A 17,983-nucleotide genomic window follows, 5' to 3' on the forward strand; every position below is an offset into this window, starting at 1 on the left:
TCAGATAGTTCGCGGCTAGCGCGATGAAATAGATTTCCCGTCGAGGTCAAGAAGGGAAGGAACGGTGCCGCGCGGAGCAATCCGCGCGGCACTTGTGTTTCCGTTTCTCGTGTCCGGCAGTTGTCCCGGTCGAGATCCCGCGCTGACCTCTTGTTGAAGCGGCTGTGACTGGGTCGGTCGGAAAAGTCTGGTTTGAGATCGACAATTTATCCTGTGGTTGCCGCTCAAAGCCTTGCGAGACCGCGCATCATCCATGAAACGTTCACACTTCCTCACCACCGCCCTGGCGATTGGATTCACCATCACTCCTCTCACCGGCCATGCCGGACAGGCGGACTACAATGAGGTCGGCAAGCAGATGGCCATTATGCTGCAGAACGGCCACGTGGCCCGTCCGCCTTTTGACGAAATGAGCCAACGGTTTCTGGACGCCTATCTGCGGAGCCTCGATCCGGACAAGCTCTACTTCACGCAGGAGGATGTCAGCCGTTTCGGCCGCGACTACGGTGGGAAGCTGGCAAACATGCTCCTCCGGCGGGAGGGCATGAAGGCCGCTCAGGATATCTACGGCATCTTCCGCCAGCGGGTGGAAGCCCGTGTGGCCGAGGCCGACCGGTTGCTCGCCGCAAATGCCTTCGATTTCTCCACGGAGGAGACGATCCTGCGCAGCCGCAAGGACGCGGCCTGGCCACCGGACGAGACCGCGGCGGTGGCGGTCTGGCAACAACAGGTGAAGGCGGACGTGCTCGCCGATGCTCTCCGCCGCTCCATGGCCGCTCAAATCCCCGCAAGGCAGGCCGCGGAGAAGCAGCAGGGCGAAGACATGGAGCCGAAGGACAAGATCGCCCGTCGTTACCTGCGTTTGCGGGAGGACGTCAGGCACGCTGGCGAGGAAGACGTGGCTGCCCGGTTTCTCAACGCCGTGGCCCATTCCTTCGATCCGCACACGGACTACTTCACTTCCTCCGAGATGACCCGCTTTCAGGAAGACATGAGGAACGAGCTTGCCGGGATCGGCGTGACCTTTGCGAGCGGAGAAGATGGCGCGACCGAGGTCACGGGCATCGTGATCGGGGGACCCGCGGACAAGCAGGGAACTCTCCAGCCCAAGGATCGGATTGTCGCGGTGGACCCGGATGGCACCGGCCCCCGCGAGATGGTGGACATCCTTTTCATGAACTCCGGCGAGGTCAGCAATCTTGTCCGTGGCCCGGAGAATGTCTCCGTTTTTTTGAAGACCCGGCGGGCCGGAGCGGCACAAGACGAGACCTCCATAGTCGATCTGGTCCGCGGTAAATTCAACCGCAAGGACGGGCAGGCAAGCGCTGCTATCTTCGACGTCAAGCCGGCGGGCAGTGAAGCATCCCGCCTCGGCGTGATCACGCTGCCATCCTTCTATTCGGACTTCGATGACGGGCAAGTCCGTTGCTCGGTCGATGTGGAGCGTTTGTTGGAGCGGCTGAAGGTCGAGCGGATCGATGGCTTGCTGGTTGATCTCCGCAACAACGGCGGGGGATCGCTCGCCGAAGTCCTGCGGATCACCGGTTTCTTTTCCCCTCGTGGCCCGGTGGTTCAAGTGAAGGGCTCCGTGGGCGGGATCGAGGTGAAGGAGTCCGATCGCCGGGTTCCGATTTACGATGGCCCGGTGGTTGTGCTCACGAACAAGGGCAGCGCCTCCGCCAGTGAGATCCTCGCGGGGGCACTCCAGGATGCCAACCGCGCCGTGATCGTCGGAGACACCTCGACCTTCGGCAAGGGCACCGTCCAGAACGGACCGCACGACATCGGCCGCATGCTGCCCTTCTTTGGTGACCGCGACAATGCCGGCGGCCTCAAGATCACGTTCCAGAAATTCTACCGTCCTTCGGGCTCTTCGACCCAGATGGTTGGCGTCGTTCCCGACATCATCCTGCCGTCTCCCGGTGACGCGGCGGAATACGGGGAGGCTTTTCTCGAGCATGCGCTGGGGCATGACCGGATCGGTCGTGCGCCGGAATTCGCACCCCTCAAGAAGGAAGCGCTCTCGCTACCTCGCCTGAAGGAACTCAGCGCGGGACGGGTCGCGGCATCGAAAGACTTCAACGAGATCATCGAGGATGTTGCCAAAGCGAAAGCCATCGCCGGTGCGAACCGCGTTTCATTGCATCTGGCCACCCGGCAGAAGGAACTGGATGAGGTCGCCGTCTGGCAACAGCGGCGGAATGCAGAACGGCAGGCGCGTTTTGCCGCGATGCAACAGCGGGACAGGGAGCAACTCACCTTCTACAAGCTCACCCTCGACCAGGTGGCAAAGGGCGGCGATCCCTTGAAATACGATCCCTCCCTCGCCAGCGAAGACTACCTTCGCACGGCGAAGGACGAAACCGCCGCGCTCAGCGATACTCTGTCATGGCCCAGTGCCCTGGACCCCCAGAAGCGGGAGACCCTCGCGATCCTCGGAGACATGGTGGATATCAATCGCAATGCGCGTCTGGCGGGAATGCCCTCGCGATGATCCTGACTTGAGCGCGGCCGGAAGGCCGCCGTTGCCTGCAATGGAAGGGCGATGGTGATCGGGGAAATCGTGGGATCGTCCATCTTTTTCCCCGAATCATCCATTGTTCCGGAACCTCAGTGCATGATGGAATGGCAACCAGTGCCTGCGCGGTGTTTCACCCCGCGGGTGACTGCGTCGGGCAACCCAATTCCGAGGATTATTCATGGCTCTAGTGACGACATCTGCCGCTGCGGACGAGGTGATTCCGCTCGACGAAAGGCATGGGGGCTACCTGTGGATGATCGCGCTGATTGCCGCGCTGGGAGGACTGTTGTTCGGCTACGATTGGGTAGTGATCGGTGGCGCGGCACCCTTCTATGAGGAATTCTTCCATTTGACCGAAGCAGAGGATCGCGGCTGGGCGCAGAGTTGCGCTTTAATCGGTTGCCTGGCGGGCGCACTGCTTTCCGGCGGCTTGAGCGACCGCTTCGGGCGCAAGGGGCTGCTCGTGGTTTCAGCCGTCTTGTTCGCGGTTACCTCCGTGGGCACGGGCCTGGCTAACAGCTTCAATGCTTTCGTCGCATGGCGGATGCTCGGCGGGGTGGCGATCGGCTTGGCCTCGAATCTATCGCCGATGTATATTGCGGAGATCGCGCCCTCCGCCATTCGCGGCCGATTGGTTTCGCTGAACCAGTTCACCATCGTGACCGGCGTGCTGCTGGCGCAGGTGGTGAATCTGTGGGTGGCCCAGAAGATGCCCTATGCGCTGTCATGGCTGCCTGCGGGGGACAAGGAGGCTTTGTCGGCGTGGAACCACACGAGCGGCTGGCGCTGGATGTTCGGCATCACGGTGGTGCCTTCGATCCTGTTCTTGATCGGCATGCTGGTGGTTCCGGAAAGCCCCCGCTGGCTGGTGAAGAAGGGCCGGCCCGAGCAGGCGGAGAAGATCCTCTCACGGATCGGCGGACCGAATTACGCGCGGCGCGTCCTTGGTTCCATCGAAGGCACCGTGGAGTCCGGCGAGAAGGTCGCATTCCGCGAACTCTTGGAGCCGAAGATGCTGCGCATTCTCTTGTTGGGGATTGGCTTGGCCGTCTTCCAGCAATGGTGCGGCATCAATGTGATCTTCAACTATGCCGGGGAGATCTTCCGCTCGGCGGGCTATAGCATCGACGACACGCTGCAGAACATTGCGTGGACCGGTTCGGTCAACCTCGTGTTCACGCTGGTGGCGATGGCGGTGGTGGACAAGCTCGGCCGCCGGCCCTTGATGCTGGCGGGTTCGGCGGGACTCGCGCTGGTCTACGTGCTGATCGGTTTCTGTTACTACAAGGGCATGCTGGGGGGTAGCGTGCTGACTCTGGTACTCATGGCGATCGCTTGCTACGCGGCCACCCTGGCACCCGTGACGTGGGTGGTGATTTCGGAGATCTTCCCGAACCGGATTCGGGGCGCTGCGATGTCCACGGCGGTGTTCTTCCTGTGGCTGGCTTGCTTCGTCCTCACCTACACCTTCCCGATCATGAACGAGAAGTTCGGAGCGGCGAACACCTTCTGGACCTACGCCGGGATCTGCGTGCTCGGCTTCCTGCTGGTGAAGCGGCGGCTGCCTGAAACGAAGGGCAAGAGCCTGGAGCAAATCGAACGCGAACTCGTGGACTGAGCCGGAGCGCCGTCACCCTATTTCATGTCTGTCATTGCAAAACTTGAGTCTCTGGTGATCCCCACCTACCCGGTCGGCGAGCCGGAGAAGAATCCTCTGTTCTTTGAGAAGCGCGTCTATCAGGGATCGAACGGCAAGGTCTATCCGGTGCCGTTCATCGACAAGGTGCACGACCATCCAGAGCAAGTGTGCTACCGGTCGGCGCGTTTGGAGAACGAACTCGTGAAGTTGGTCATGCTGCCGGAGATCGGCGGGCGCATCTTCATCGGCCAGGACAAGTCGAACCGCGACTACGACTTCTTTTACCGTCAGGATGTCATCAAGCCGGCCTTGGTCGGCCTGGCCGGGCCATGGATTTCCGGCGGGGTGGAGTTCAACTGGCCGCAACACCATCGCCCGGGCACCTTCCTGCCGGCGGATGTCGCGATCGAGGAGGAGCCGGACGGCGTCCGCACGATTTGGTTCAGCGAACATGATCCGATCCACCGACTCAAGGGCATGCACGGGATCCGGCTGCGACCGGGATCTTCACTGATCGAATTGCGCGGACGGCTCTTCAACCGCACCGCCATGACACGGACCTTCCTGTGGTGGGCGAATGTCGCGGCGAGGGTTCATGATCGCTATCAGGCGTTCTTCCCGCCGGACGTGCACTACGTAGCCGATCACGCGGTGCGGGCGCAGTCGTCCTTTCCTCATGCCACGCAGCCCTACTACGGCGTGCCCTATCAAGAGCGGCCGGGCAAGGCTGACCTGAGCTGGTACAAGAACATCCCGGTGCCGACCAGCTACATGGTCTGCCAGACCCGCTTCGATTTCTTCGGCGGCTATGACTTCGAGGCGGACGGGGGATTCGTCCATGTCGCGGACCGTCACATCGCGCCGGGCAAGAAGCAGTGGACCTGGGGCAACCACGATTTCGGCTATGCGTGGGACCGCGAGCTGACGGACACCAACGGGCCGTATGTCGAGTTGATGGCGGGCGTCTATACGGATAACCAGCCGGACTTCAGCTATCTGCTTCCCTACGAAACGAAGACCTTCTCCCAATTCTGGTGGCCGATCCAGGGGCTCGGCCCGGTGCAGAACGCCAGCACTCGCGCAGCGTTGCGCCTAGTCGTGGATGAGAAGCGAGGAATCGACTTCGGCGTCGCTGTTCCAGAGGCGATGCCGGGAGCTCGGATCGTGCTGCGTGAGGGCGAGCGGATACTCATCGATGAAACGGTGGATTTGGTCCCCGGTCCTGCCTGGCGGAAAGCCGGCTTGCGACTGAAGGAGGAAAGTGAACGCGCACTCTCGGCCAGAGTCTATGATGGCCACGGCAAGGAAGTGCTGTCCTACCGCCCGGTGGATCGCACCACACTCGTTCGCGAGCGCCAGGTGGCAACCCAACCGGCGGCACCCGCGGAGATGGCCTCGGCGGACGAACTCTATTTCACCGGCGAACACTTGGAGCAGTATCGCCATCCCACCCGGGCGCCGGAACTCTATTGGGAGGAGGCGCTGCGTCGCGATCCGGCGGATGCCCGCTGCCGTACGGCGCTGGGCCGGCGTGCGCTGGAACGCGGCGAGTTTGTCGTGGCAGCGGAGCATCTCCGCATCGCGACCGGCCGCTTGACCTCGCATCACCCGAATCCGGTGAATGGGGAGGCTCACTATTATCTCGGGATCACTTTGGGCTGGTTGGACGACGGGGAGGGTAGCCGCGATGCCCTTGCGAAATCGGCGTGGAATGCCGAGTGGCGGGGAGCTGCCAACTATCAGCTCGCCGCGCTCGATTGCCGGAGCGGGGAGTGGCAGCGCGCGCTCGGATACCTCGAGGAGGCACTCGATGTGAACCGCCGCAACGCCAAGGCCATCGTGCTGAAGGCTCGCTGCCTGCGCCATCTCGGACTGGAAGACGAGGCGGTGGTGGTTCTGGATCAGGCGTTGGCGCACGACCCGCTGGACCACTGGGCGCGCTGGGAGAGGGAGGGTGGCAGCACGGCGTTCGCCGAACTTACCCGCAACGATGGCCAGACGATCCTGGATCTCGCCTTCGACTACATCGGGAGTGGCTTCCGTGAAGAGGCCGTGCGGTTGATCCGCTGGCACCACGCCCACCCGGTACCGCAGTCCGCCGTGCCGAACCCCTTGGCCGCCACGCCGATGACCCGGTATCTGCTGGCATGGCTGCTGGCCAGCGCGGTGGCGCTCGAAGGCGCGCGCCCGCAATCGCCGGATCGCTTCTTTCCCTCGCGACTGGAGGAATACGTGGTGCTCCTGTGGGCGGTGGACCAGCCGGGGAACGATCCGGTGGCCGCCTACGCGCTGGGCAACTTCCTCTACGACCGCAAGCGTCATGGCGAGGCAATCGCCGCCTGGGAACGCTCCCTTGCCGAGGGGGCGAAGTTCGCGACCGTTCACCGCAACCTGGGGATCGCCTATTGGAACCAGCACCGCGACGGACTCGCAGCACGCGCGAGCTATGAGAAGGCGCTTGCCGCGGATCCCTGCGATGCACGGTTGCTCGCCGAGTTCGACCAACTTCGCAAGAAGCTCAACGATCCTCTGGCGGACCGCCTGACTTTCCTGGAAGAGCGCCGCCAGCTTGTGCTGGAGCGGGACGACTGCGCGGTGGAACTTGCCACGCTCTACAACCTCACCGGCCAGCCGGCGCGGGCGCTCGAACTGCTCACCACCCGTCGCTTCCATCCATGGGAAGGAGGTGAAGGCTCTGTCCTCCGGCAATTTACGACCGCGCATCTCGCCTTGGGGCGCGAGGCATTGGAGGCGGGTGATGCGAAACAGGCCTATGCCCACTTCTCCCATGCCATGGACACCCCGGCCAATCTGGGCGAGGCCTACCACCTCCTCCAGGCAAAGGCGGACGTGAACTACTGGTTGGGTCGCAGCTTGATCGTCCTCGGTCGCGAGGAAAAAGCGCTGCGTTGTTTCGAAGCGAGTGCCGCGGAAGACGGCGATTTCTCCGACATGGCGGTGACCGCCCACAGCCCGCTGAGCTGGTTCCGCGGTCTTTCCCTGCGCGAGCTTGGCCAACGCGTGGAAGCCCGCGAGTTCTTCGAGTCGCTGCGCGCCTTCGGCGAAGCGAAGCTGGACGAAAAAGCGGAGATCGACTACTTCGCGACCTCGTTGCCGAACCTGTTGGTCTTTGATGAAGACCTGCAGGCGCGCCGGGATGCCGAGAATCATCTGCTCATCGCGATCGCGTGCCACGGCCTGAGCCGTAACGACGAAGCCCTGCATCACCTCGAACGGACGTTGGCTTTCAGCAACTCCGATGCCCATGCGGTCGAACTCTCCCGCAGGCTTGCTTGTCGGGCTGAGGAGATCCGACGAGAGAACGAGGCGGAGTGCAGCGTCTGAAAGTCTCTTACTCCCGGTGGGGTAGTCCATCCATCTCGTCCGATCAGAGCCCGCTCTTCATCATGTTCCGCTCAAGCCGATCGATCTTTCTCCTGCCGGTTTTCTTCCTCGCGCTCGCGGGAGGCGGCGGGAAACTGCAGGCCGCCACCCCGGTCTTGCCCGAGCAGGTCACCTTCAATGCCCATATCCGGCCGATCTTCTCGAACACGTGCTTCGCCTGCCATGGCTTCGACAAGTCCCATCGCAAGGCCGACCTGCGGCTCGACATTCCAGAAGGTGCCTATGCGAAGCTAAAGGACTCGGAGGAGCACGCGATCGTCCCGGGCAAGCCCGACGAAAGCGCCATCTGGCGGCACATCATTTCGAAAGATCCCAAGCAGGTGATGCCGCCGCCCGAGTTCCACAAGGATCTAACGGAGCTGCAGAAGCAGCTCATCCGGCGGTGGATCCAGCAGGGTGCGAAGTATGAGCAGCACTGGGCCTTCGCTCCCGTGGTGAAAGCCGCAGCACCGGCTCTAACAAAACACGCGGAAGCGGTCGCCAATCCGATCGATGCCTTCGTGCTGGCGAAGCTGGAAACAGAGAAGCTCGATCCGTCTCCCGAGGCGGACAAGGCCACGTTGTTGCGGCGCCTTTCGCTGGATCTCATCGGGCTCCCGCCGACACCCGCGGAAGTCGCAGCCTTCCTCGCGGATCAAAGTCCCGATGCCTATGCGAAGCAGGTCGAGCGTCTGTTGGCCTCTCCGCATTATGGCGAGCGCATGGCCGTCCCGTGGCTGGACGTCGTTCGTTTCGCGGACACCGTCGGCTACCACGGCGACCAGAATCAGCGGATCTATCCCTACCGGGACTATGTCATCAATGCCTTCAACGACAACAAGCCCTTCGATCAGTTCACCACCGAACAACTCGCTGGCGATCTGCTGCCAAGCGCGACCGATGAGCAACGCATCGCCACCGGATTTCTCCGTCTCAATTTGATGACCCGCGAAGGTGGCGCGCAGGAGAAGGAATACCTCGCGAAATATGCCGGTGACCGCGTGCGCGCCATCGGGGCCGCTTGGCTCGGCCTGACCACCGGCTGCGCCGAATGCCACGATCACAAGTTCGATCCGCTCACGGCCAAGGATTTCTATTCGTTGGGAGCCTTCTTCGACGATGTCCGTCAGTGGGGCGTCTATTCCAATCAATCCTACAGCACGACCAAGGATCTGGTGGGTTTCGACAACACCTCGCCGTTCCCGCCGGAAATCCACGCGCCGAACGCGGCGATCCGCAAGCGGCTGCTCACGCTGCAGGAGGATGGCGTTGCGACGCTGTCGGCCTCCGGTACGGCGGACGGTCCCGCCTTCCAACTGTGGAAGCAGCGCGCGGCCTCCTTCGTCTCCGCTCATCCCACGGGCTGGGCGGTACTCGAACCCAGGGAAGTCAGCCCCGCCAAGAAGACTCCGCACGAGGTGCAACAGGATCAATCAATCCTCTTCACCGGCCCGCCGGTGAAGGACGAAGTGATCACGCTCAAGCTCGAGCTGCCGGATGTCGCCGTGCGCTCGCTGCGGCTCGAAGTGCTGCCGGACGCCAGAAATGCGGGCAAGATCGGCCGCCAGGCGAATGGCAAGTTCACGGTGACGCCCACCTTCGCGATCGATGCCACGCCCTTGAAGATCGCGTGGTCCCAAGCGGACCGCCGCACACCCGCCAAATACACGGAGGGCAATCCTTCACCCCTGCTAGAGCCAAAGTGGACGTCGGCGCCCGCACCGTTTGAGGAGCCGCTGGACGCCGCTTCCCGGCCGCATCACGCTCTTTACCATCTTGCCGAAACCCAGCCCGCCACACGCGGACGGCTTCTAACAATCACGCTCGCGACCGCCGACATCGGTCGCGTCCGCATCAGCATCACTCCTTTCGGTGATGCCGTGCCCGGACTTACCAACGCCCTTCGCGGTGAACTCGCGGTCGCACTGAAGTCTCCGCCAAACGCTCTAACAGACACCCAGCGCCGCGAACTGGTCGCGGGCTGGTTGCAGTCGACCACACCGGACGCGAAGCTTCCCGCGGCCTACCGGACGATCCGTGACGCGATCGTCAAATGCCGCGCCGGCTACGCCTGGTCGCTGGTTGCCCAATCGCTTTCTGCCGACAAGATAAGGAAGTCCCACATCCTGCCGCGTGGCAATTGGGCAGCGCCCGCCGAAGAAGTGCTGCCTGCTGTTCCCGCCTTCCTGCCTCAGGCGTCGCTGGCAGGAAAGACCGGGCGTCTAACCCGTCTTGATCTCGCCACCTGGCTCACGGCCGCGGACAACCCGCTGCCTGCCCGCCAGTTTGCCAACCGCTTGTGGAAGCAGTTCTTCGGCAAAGGTCTCTCGAATGTCCTCGATGACCTAGGCAACCAGGGCGAATGGCCGTCGCATCCCCAACTCCTTGACTGGCTGGCCGCAGAGTTCCGCGATTCCGGCTGGGACGTGAAACACGTGGTTCGTCTCATCGTGACGAGCCGCACTTACCGCCAGCGCTCGGCAGGACGGCCGGAGCTGGCAGATCGCGACCCCGCCAACCGCTTGCTCTGCGAACAATCGCCGCGCCGGCTCGATGCCGAGTTCGTCCGCGACAACGTCCTCTCGATCTCAGGATTGTTAGAGGACGATCTGATCGGCGGACCCAGCGCGAAGCCCTATCAGCCCGCCGGCTACTACGCGAATCTCAACTTCCCGCAGCGCGACTACGCAGCCGATACCGGAGACCAGCAGTACCGCCGCGGCCTCTACATGCATTGGCAGCGGACCTTCATGCACCCGATGCTGGCGGGCTTCGATGCTCCCAGCCGCGAGGAGTGCGCCGCCGACCGCTTGCAATCGAACAGCCCGCAGCAGGCACTCATCTTGCTCAATGATCCTAGCTTCGTGGAGGCGGCCCGCAGCTTCGCCTTGCGCCTGCTGGCGGAGCATGCGGCAGCAGGCGATGAGGAGAGAGTCCGCGCCGCCATCCGCACCGCGCTGGGTCGCGATGCAAAGCCTGCTGAGCTGAAGTCCCTCACGGCTTTCCTCGCGCAACAGCGCGACGACTATGCCGCCAAGCCTGAAGACGCCGTCGCTTTCCTTAAGATCGGCCTTTCCGATCACGGCGAGAGCCACCCGCCTGCCGAGCTTGCCGCCTGGGCGCAAGTCTGCCGCGTGATCCTCAACCTCCACGAAACCCTGACCCGCTACTGACGATGAAACATCCCTTCATCGACCAACTCGAGCGCCATCAACTCGACTGGAGCCGCCGCACCTTCCTCCAGCGCAGCTTCGCCGGATTGGGCGGGCTGGCGTTTTCCAAACTCATGGGTGCTGGTCAAAGTCCGGAAGCTGCCGGATTGCCCTTCATCCAAGGACAGGGCGGCCTGCACTTTCCGGCGCGGGCGAAACGCGTGGTGCATCTCTGCATGGCCGGCGGTCCATCACATCTCGAGTCCTTCGATCCGAAGCCGCAGCTTGATGCGCTCAACGGCAAGGAGTTCCCCGCATCCTTCACCGCGGGGCAGCAGCTAGCGCAGTTGCAGGGTGCCAAGCTGATTGCCCGTGGATCGTTCACGAAGTTCAAGCGATACGGGCAAAGTGGCATCGAGATCTCCGACCTGTTCCCGCACATCGGCTCGATCGCAGACGACATCTGCGTGGTCCGCTCGATGGTCACCGAACAGATCAACCACGACCCGGCGCACGCGTTCATGAACAGCGGCTCGATCCTGAAAGGCCGCCCCAGCATGGGCTCGTGGCTGCTCTACGGACTCGGCGCGGAGTCGCAGAATCTACCCGGCTACGTCGTCATGATCTCGCGCGGCTCGGACCCGGACCAACCGGTCTCGGCTCGCCAATGGAGCGCCGGCTTCCTGCCGAGCAAGTTCCAGGGCGTGCAGTTCCAAAGCAAGGGCAGCGCGGTCCACTACGTGGGCAGTCCCGATGGCGTCTGCCAATCCACCCAGAGGCAGGTCATCGACGAGATCCGCCGGCTCAATGGCATGCTTGCCGAGGACCGTTTCGATCCCGAGATCGAAACGCGGATGAGCCAGTACGAAATGGCCTTCCGCATGCAGACCTCGGTGCCGGACCTCACCGACATGCGCGATGAGCCGAAGCACATTCTCGACATGTATGGCGTGAAGACGCCGGGCGATGGCTCCTTCGCAAGCAATTGCCTGCTCGCGCGGCGCATGCTCGAGCGCGGCGTCCGTTTCGTGCAGCTCTATCACCGCGGCTGGGACCATCACGGGGAGATCGTGGCGAAGATGACCGAGTCTGCCAAACGCACCGACCAGGCCTCCGCGGCACTGGTCAAGGACCTGAAACAGCGCGGCCTGCTCGAAGACACGCTCGTCATCTGGGGCGGTGAATTCGGCCGCACCCCGATGGGGCAGGGAAGTGGCCGCGATCACCACATCAAGGGCTTCAGCCTGTGGATGGCCGGTGCGGGAATCAAACCGGGCATCGTCCATGGGGCCACCGACGAACTCGGCTACGCCTCGGTCCAGGACATCGTCCACGTCCGCGATCTCCATGCCACGCTGCTCCAGCAGTTCGGGATCGACCACGCCCGCTTCACCCACAAGTTCCAAGGGCTCGATCTCAAGCTCACCGGCGTGGAGGAGGCGAAGGTGGTGAAGGCGATTTTGGCGTAGAGGATGCCAGCCTATCCAATCCCACCTCCAACGGTTTCTAACTCAACCTGGGATCCTCCATTTCCATGAAGCTCAAATTCGCCGTCGTCTCCTTGGTCGCCTGTCTGACGCTTGCCGATTCTGCGACCGCCGCTGATCAACTCTGGTACGACAAGCCCGCGACTACTTGGATGACCGAGGCGCTGCCGATCGGCAATGGACGCATCGGGGCGATGTTCTTCGGCGGCGTGGAAAAGGAGCGGATTCAGTTCAATGAAGAGAGCATGTGGACGGGGAAGCCGTTTGCCTCGACTCATGTGAACGATCCGAAGTTGGCGGATGAAGCGCTCGAGATGATGCGCAAGGGGGACATTGCCGGCTTCAATAAGGTGGGCAGCCAGATTGCAGCCACGTCGCGCGGCGGCCCCGGCTACGTCGATCCCCGCAAGTATTTCGGCGCCTATCAGGCTTTCGGCGATGTGAGGTTGGAGATGAAGCACCCGGAGGGGGAAGCGACAAACTATCGCCGCCACTTGGATCTTTCGGATGCGACCGGTAACGTTCGCTACACGGTGGGAGGCGTGACTTACCAACGCGAGTATTTCTCCAGCTTTCCCGACCGTTCGGTGGTGATGCGTCTGACCGCGGACAAGCCGGGACAGGTAGGTTTCCTCGCCAATCTAACAACCCCGCACAAGAAAGCCACCACCCGTGTGGATAGCGACCGGCTGATCCTTGCCGGTGTGATCGCGAACAATGGCCTGGCCTTCGAGGCTCAATTGGCGGTGCGCGCGAAGGGCGGCCAGGTCATGCAGGCGGGCAATGCGCTAGAAGTCACCGGCGCGGACGAGGTGGAGCTGATTCTAACAGCGGCGACGGATTACAAGAGTGCCACCGCGGGCATTTACTCCCAACACACCGGCGAGAAGCCGGAGATCGTCTGCAACCGCGATCTGCAAGCCGCGCTGAAAAAGCCCTTTGCTGAACTGCGCCGCGCGCATGTCGCCGACTATCAGGCGCTGAACAAACGTTGCGCGCTGGAACTCAAAGGCACGCAGGATCTTTCCCAAGTGCCGACGGACGAGCGGCTAAAACGAGCCGCGACGGCGCCGGATCCCGAACTCGAGGCGCTCATTTTCCAATACGGCCGCTACCTCCTGATCAGCAGCTCGCGCCCGGGCACCCTGCCGGCGAATTTGCAAGGCATCTGGAACGAGTCCAACTCCCCGATGTGGGACTGCGATTGGCACACCGACATCAATGTGGAGATGAACTACTGGCCCGCGGAGGTGACCGGCCTCTCCGAATGCCACCTGCCGCTCTTCGATCTGATGGAATCGCTGCAGCAAACCGGCGAAGGGGTGGCCAAGCGGGTATTCAATGCGCGCGGCTGGTTCGCGCCGATTTATACCAATCCTTGGGCCTACAGCGACAACCGCTGGAACTGGCGCGGCGCGGCTGGCTGGCTCAGCCAGCACGCGTGGGAGCACTACCTCTACACGGGTGATCTGAAGTTTCTCCAGGAAACCGGCTATCCGCTCATGAAGGGTGCTGCCCTCTGCCTGTTCGATGGACTGGTCGAGCTGGATGGCAAGCTGCTGACCGGCATCGCCGAATCCCCGGAAAACACCTATCCGGGTGGCCGCTATGACTTCGGAGTGGCGTGCGACATGCAGATCGCGAGCGAGCTATTCGCCAACTGCATCAAGGCGTCGAAAATCCTGGGAACAGACCTGGACCTTGCCAAGCAGTTCGCCGATGCGCGCGCTCGGTTGGCACCGCCGAAGATCGGCCGCCACGGTCAGCTCCAGGAGTGGAACCGCGATGTGGACCGCGCCAAGGATGGTCACCGGCACACCTCTCATCTGTGGGCGGTCTTCCCCGGCAGCGAGATCACCCCGCAGGAAACGCCAAAGCTCGCGGAGGCCGCTGAAGTTTCCCTGTTAGGTCGCGGCAAGGCTGCCAACGGGTGGGCATTCCCGTGGCGAAGCCTGATTTATTCCCGCTTGCGAAAAAACGACCAAGCCTACGAATGGCTCAAGGCCGGACTCGGCTACACTCGGACCACTGGAGTGGTGTACAACCGCGGGGGCGGTATGTATCCGAACCTGTTGGGCGCCTGCCCTCCCTTCCAGATCGACAGCAATTTCGGCAGCACCGCCGCGATCGCCGAGATGCTGCTTCAATCGCACCGCAAGGATTCGAACGGTGCTCCGCTCATCGAATTGCTTCCTGCCCTGCCCAAGGCCTGGCCCGCTGGCAAAGTCATCGGCCTGCGTGCCCGCGGCGGGGTGGTCGTCGACATCGAATGGAAGGACGGTAAAGTTGCAGCCTATCGCCTGTCAGCCAAGCACCCAAAGCCGGTGACACTTGTGACGAATGGCGAAACCAAAATCGTTACTCCCAACTCGCTCTAACCGCCTTCGGCGAATTCCTCCGAAGCGAGCATCCTTCCTTTTGCACCGCCCATGGATTCGGAACCATAAAGATGAACGCCTCGAAACTTCAACCGGTTTATGTTGTAAGTAATTGAGGGAGCGGCACACCCGACTGGGCTCGAACCAGTGACCGTCCGGTTGGAAGAACACTGGTCGTTTCGTAACTGATTGATGTGCAATTCTGAGAAGATCCAGAAAGTCCGTCTGTTCGGCAAGTTCCGGGGTTTTAGGGGCAATTAGGGCAGGATTGGGCCATGGCGAGACTGGCCAAATTCACTCCCAAGCAGACGCCGGACGGCTGGCGGTTGAACATCCCTGCCAAGTTCACTGAGAGCGGCAAGTGGGAGCGCCATTTCTTCCCATCCCGAGAAAAGGCCGTAGAAGGCTGCCAAGGCCGTTCGGGAACAGCGCGAGACATTCGGTCAGCAAGCCCGCGCTATCGCGCAGGCTCTGGCCGAGCAGGCGCACGCGGCGGCAAAGCTATTAGAGCCCTACGGCGTTTCCATCTTGGAGGTTGCCCAGCAGTTCGTGGAGGTCGAGAAGCGCAATCAGGAATCCTCCACGCTTGCGAAGGCGCTCGCCGAGTTCCGCCGCCGGAAGGACGACCGCAGCGACAAGCAGGTGCAGGCATACCGCTTGATGGGGGAGAAGCTTGTCGAGGAGTTTGGCGATCGCCCGATGAGTTCCATCACCGGCCCTGAGATCGCAGGCCATCTGGAGCGCGTCACCGGCGGGCCCGGATCATTCAATCAGAGCTTTCGCCTTAAATCCGCATTCTGGCGATGGGCGTCGCAGCCTCCGCGCGAGTGGTGCCACGAGGGGAGAATGGACTACATCGAGCGGAAGGAGACCGTTTCCGCCCACATCGAGACGCTGACTGCTGCGCAGGTCAAGAAGCTGCTGACGACCGCCGAGAAGCATTACCCCGAAACCGCTTTGCCGTTCGCCGTCGCGTTGTTCACCGGCATGCGTCGTGAGGAGATCGAGCGACTGACGCCGGAGGACTTCACTGCCGATGGAATCACGGTGCCAGCCGTGAGCGCCAAGACCACGCGCCGCCGGTTCATTCACATGCCACCGCCGCTTGCGGCATGGCTCGCCGCCTACCCGCTCGGCGAAACCGTCCTTCCCGCCAACTGGATTCGCAAGGAGAAGGCCGTCATACGCCTATCTGGCTGGCGGGTGTGGTGCGACTTGGTCGTACTGCCAAGCCAACCAGCAGATGCCCGAACTGAGATTACTGATTCTAACAGTATTCGAAGATGGTGAGAGGACGAGATTGCAGACGTACTGATGATGAGCGTCGAAACCGTCCGCTGGCACTTCAAGGAGATTTACGAAAAGCTCCATGTCCGCTGCCGAACCGAGGCGGCGGTGAAGTTCTTGGGGATGAGAGTTCCGGATTCAGGCTCCACGGAGAAGTAGCTTCATGGCTTCTTCGTAGAGAGTCGCGTGGTTGCCTTCGCCGATTTGAACCCTACCCTCGGCGAGCAAGAACGATTCGGCTGTGATCACCAGACGGTAGGCATGGAAGGTCGTCTTCGGCACGAACAGGTTCGCAATACCGGTCTCGTCCTCGAGGGGAGATGAAGCAGTGCCCCTTCGCGGTGCCCGGTCGTTGGCGATAGATGACCATGCCGGCGATGCTCACGGGGAGGCCGTGTGGAAGCCTCACGAGATCGACGGCGCGCGGCAGCTTCAGTTCCGGATGTCGTTCACGCCACAACCGGATCGGATGAGGGCCAGCCGACGCACCCTGAGTCGTGTAGTCGGCTGCGAGGCGCTCCGCCATCGCCATCGCAGGCAGAACGTCCTCTCGAGGCTCCGCAGGCAGCAGGTCGTAATAGAGCGGTAGCTCCACCTGCCAGAGGCCCGCGCGCCGGTGGCCGATCGAAAGAAGCTCGTTGAGCTCGCCCGCCTTTGCGAGCAGCGGCCGTTCCTTTTGATTCGGTTGGCATCGATCGAGGAATTCGGCCAGCGAGGCGAAGGGACGCCTCCTTCGTTCGGTTGCGATGCGTACTGCAGTCTCCCGGCCCTAACCTTTGATGCGAAGCAGACCGAGCCGGACGGTGTCGTTAGGGACAACGGTCGTTCGGTCATCGCTAGGGATTACCGAAACCGGGAGAAACCGAATGCTTCGACGCTTTCCGTCCTAGATCAGGGAGTTCGGGGAGTAGAATCCCATGGGCTGGTTATTGAGCAGGCCCGTGTAGAACTCCGCGGGATGATGGATCTTCAGGGAGCACGAGGCGTAGGCAATGAGGGCAAACGAGATGGCGTGGCTCTCTGGGAATCCATAAAGAGCGAACGCTCCAATGCTTTGAACGATCTTGTCTTGGGCGACCTCATCGTCACCTCGCTCCGCCATCCCCCCCGGCGGAGCTTCTCGACCACCTGGCCCATTTTCTTCCGCGAGCGCTTCGAGCCCATCGCCCGGCGGAGTTCATCGGCTTCGGCACCGGCGAAGCCGGCGACATCCATCGCGATCCGGAGGATCTGCTCTTGGAAACGAATCACGCCGAGTGTGCGCTTCAAGATAGGTTGGCAGAGCAGGTGGATGTGGTCGACCGGTTCGATGCCGGTACGGCGATTGAGGTAGGGGTGCCGCATCTCGCCGACGTTGCCGCCGTGCCCGGCACAACCTGCCATCTGGTCCCCCTTGCGTGGGGATGATCCGGCGAATGACTACAAGGGGCACGGCAAGGTCTTGTGGTGCCCACCCTGCGAGGGGATGAACAGCCCTCTGGATCCGCGATGTAGGGGTTGTTGTCGTGGTCACCACCCACGTGGGGATGAACCGCGCAGGGCGGTGAATTTCAGCACCCGCCAGCCGTGGTCCCCACCACCGAGGATCAACCGTTTGCCTTTTGGGATTTCGAGCCAGTAGAAGCTTTCGTGTGGAACGTCATCGTGCAACCAGACGATCCGCTTTGGCCATGCCAGGCGCGTGTGTTTCGCCATCCCTGGAATCCCTTTGGCATCCTTCTGGTTGATCCAATGCGGCAGGCCTTCATAGATGTGGACGACGTGTCGTAGCTACCAGAATTCTCCTTTTCTAACGCATCGCGTTCCAGCCCTTTGGTGCACAGATCTTATTGCGATCGAGTGCGGTATCAGCCCCGCCACAGAAGACTGCGAATGGCAGATTCCGCAAGCCGAGAACTGACGCCCCGTCCGGATTCGCCGCCATCATAGCGGCCGCCGGGAACCGATCAGCCATCCGCAGCGACATCAGGTTCCTCAATGGTCCCGTAGCTGAGTTCCCAACCGGCTGAGGCTCATCCGACCGGGATGGTAAGGATGCAGACCGGGAACTCGGCTGGTGCAAAACATGCCCCTGAGAATGATGGCCCTTTCAAAAGGATCGTGCAATACGATTGTCCATTCTTATTCGCATTTAG

11 protein-coding genes are annotated in these 17,983 nt (G+C 62.1%); 9 read left to right on the top strand and 2 right to left on the bottom strand.

The annotated features are described in order from the left end of the window. Positions 1-253: 253 nt before the first annotated feature. The 8 genes from OKA05_RS15035 to OKA05_RS29340 all read left to right on the top strand — a co-directional run bounded on the left by OKA05_RS15035 (position 254) and on the right by OKA05_RS29340 (position 16,007). Complete coding sequence (locus tag OKA05_RS15035) at positions 254-2,494, top strand: carboxy terminal-processing peptidase (RefSeq protein ID WP_264487987.1); 2,241 nt, start codon at positions 254-256, stop codon at positions 2,492-2,494. Positions 2,495-2,699: 205 nt separating this feature from the next. Beyond that, positions 2,700-4,139: a sugar porter family MFS transporter gene (locus OKA05_RS15040; RefSeq protein WP_264487988.1), complete on the top strand. Its 1,440-nt coding sequence runs from the start codon at positions 2,700-2,702 to the stop codon at positions 4,137-4,139. Positions 4,140-4,163: 24 nt separating this feature from the next. After that, positions 4,164-7,505, top strand: a complete 3,342-nt coding sequence (locus OKA05_RS15045) for a DUF5107 domain-containing protein (protein WP_264487989.1) — start codon at positions 4,164-4,166, stop codon at positions 7,503-7,505. Between the two features lie 62 nt (positions 7,506-7,567). Further along, positions 7,568-10,717, top strand: coding sequence for a PSD1 and planctomycete cytochrome C domain-containing protein (locus OKA05_RS15050; protein WP_264487990.1), 3,150 nt, complete (start codon positions 7,568-7,570; stop codon positions 10,715-10,717). Positions 10,718-10,719: 2 nt separating this feature from the next. After that, positions 10,720-12,165, top strand: a complete 1,446-nt coding sequence (locus tag OKA05_RS15055) for a DUF1501 domain-containing protein (protein WP_264487991.1) — start codon at positions 10,720-10,722, stop codon at positions 12,163-12,165. Positions 12,166-12,230: 65 nt separating this feature from the next. Beyond that, a complete protein-coding gene (locus OKA05_RS15060) occupies positions 12,231-14,561 on the top strand; it encodes a glycoside hydrolase family 95 protein (protein WP_264487992.1) in 2,331 nt (776 codons plus the stop codon). A 528-nt stretch (positions 14,562-15,089) separates the two neighbouring features. Continuing rightward, positions 15,090-15,851 carry a site-specific integrase gene (locus OKA05_RS15065; protein WP_264487993.1) on the top strand — a complete coding sequence of 254 codons (762 nt, stop codon included), beginning with the start codon at positions 15,090-15,092 and terminating at the stop codon, positions 15,849-15,851. 9 nt (positions 15,852-15,860) lie between these two features. Then, a complete protein-coding gene (locus tag OKA05_RS29340) occupies positions 15,861-16,007 on the top strand; it encodes a helix-turn-helix transcriptional regulator (protein ID WP_264488167.1) in 147 nt (48 codons plus the stop codon). On the opposite strand, the gene OKA05_RS15075 is transcribed toward OKA05_RS29340, so the two are convergent. Next, complete coding sequence (locus OKA05_RS15075) at positions 15,987-16,130, bottom strand: hypothetical protein (protein WP_264487994.1); 144 nt, start codon at positions 16,128-16,130, stop codon at positions 15,987-15,989. The genes OKA05_RS29340 and OKA05_RS15075 overlap by 21 nt on opposite strands. A 687-nt stretch (positions 16,131-16,817) precedes the next feature. Continuing rightward, complete coding sequence (locus tag OKA05_RS15080; RefSeq protein ID WP_264487995.1) at positions 16,818-17,231, bottom strand: hypothetical protein; 414 nt, start codon at positions 17,229-17,231, stop codon at positions 16,818-16,820. Between the two features lie 183 nt (positions 17,232-17,414). On the opposite strand from OKA05_RS15080, the gene OKA05_RS15085 reads away from it, so the two are divergent. After that, the gene (locus OKA05_RS15085; RefSeq protein WP_264487996.1) at positions 17,415-17,618 is read left to right on the top strand and encodes a hypothetical protein; all 204 of its coding nucleotides are present in this window, start codon (positions 17,415-17,417) and stop codon (positions 17,616-17,618) included. Positions 17,619-17,983 lie beyond the last annotated feature (365 nt).

It is taken from the genome of Luteolibacter arcticus (genome assembly GCF_025950235.1).
GTDB classification, from domain to species: domain Bacteria; phylum Verrucomicrobiota; class Verrucomicrobiia; order Verrucomicrobiales; family Akkermansiaceae; genus Haloferula; species Haloferula arctica.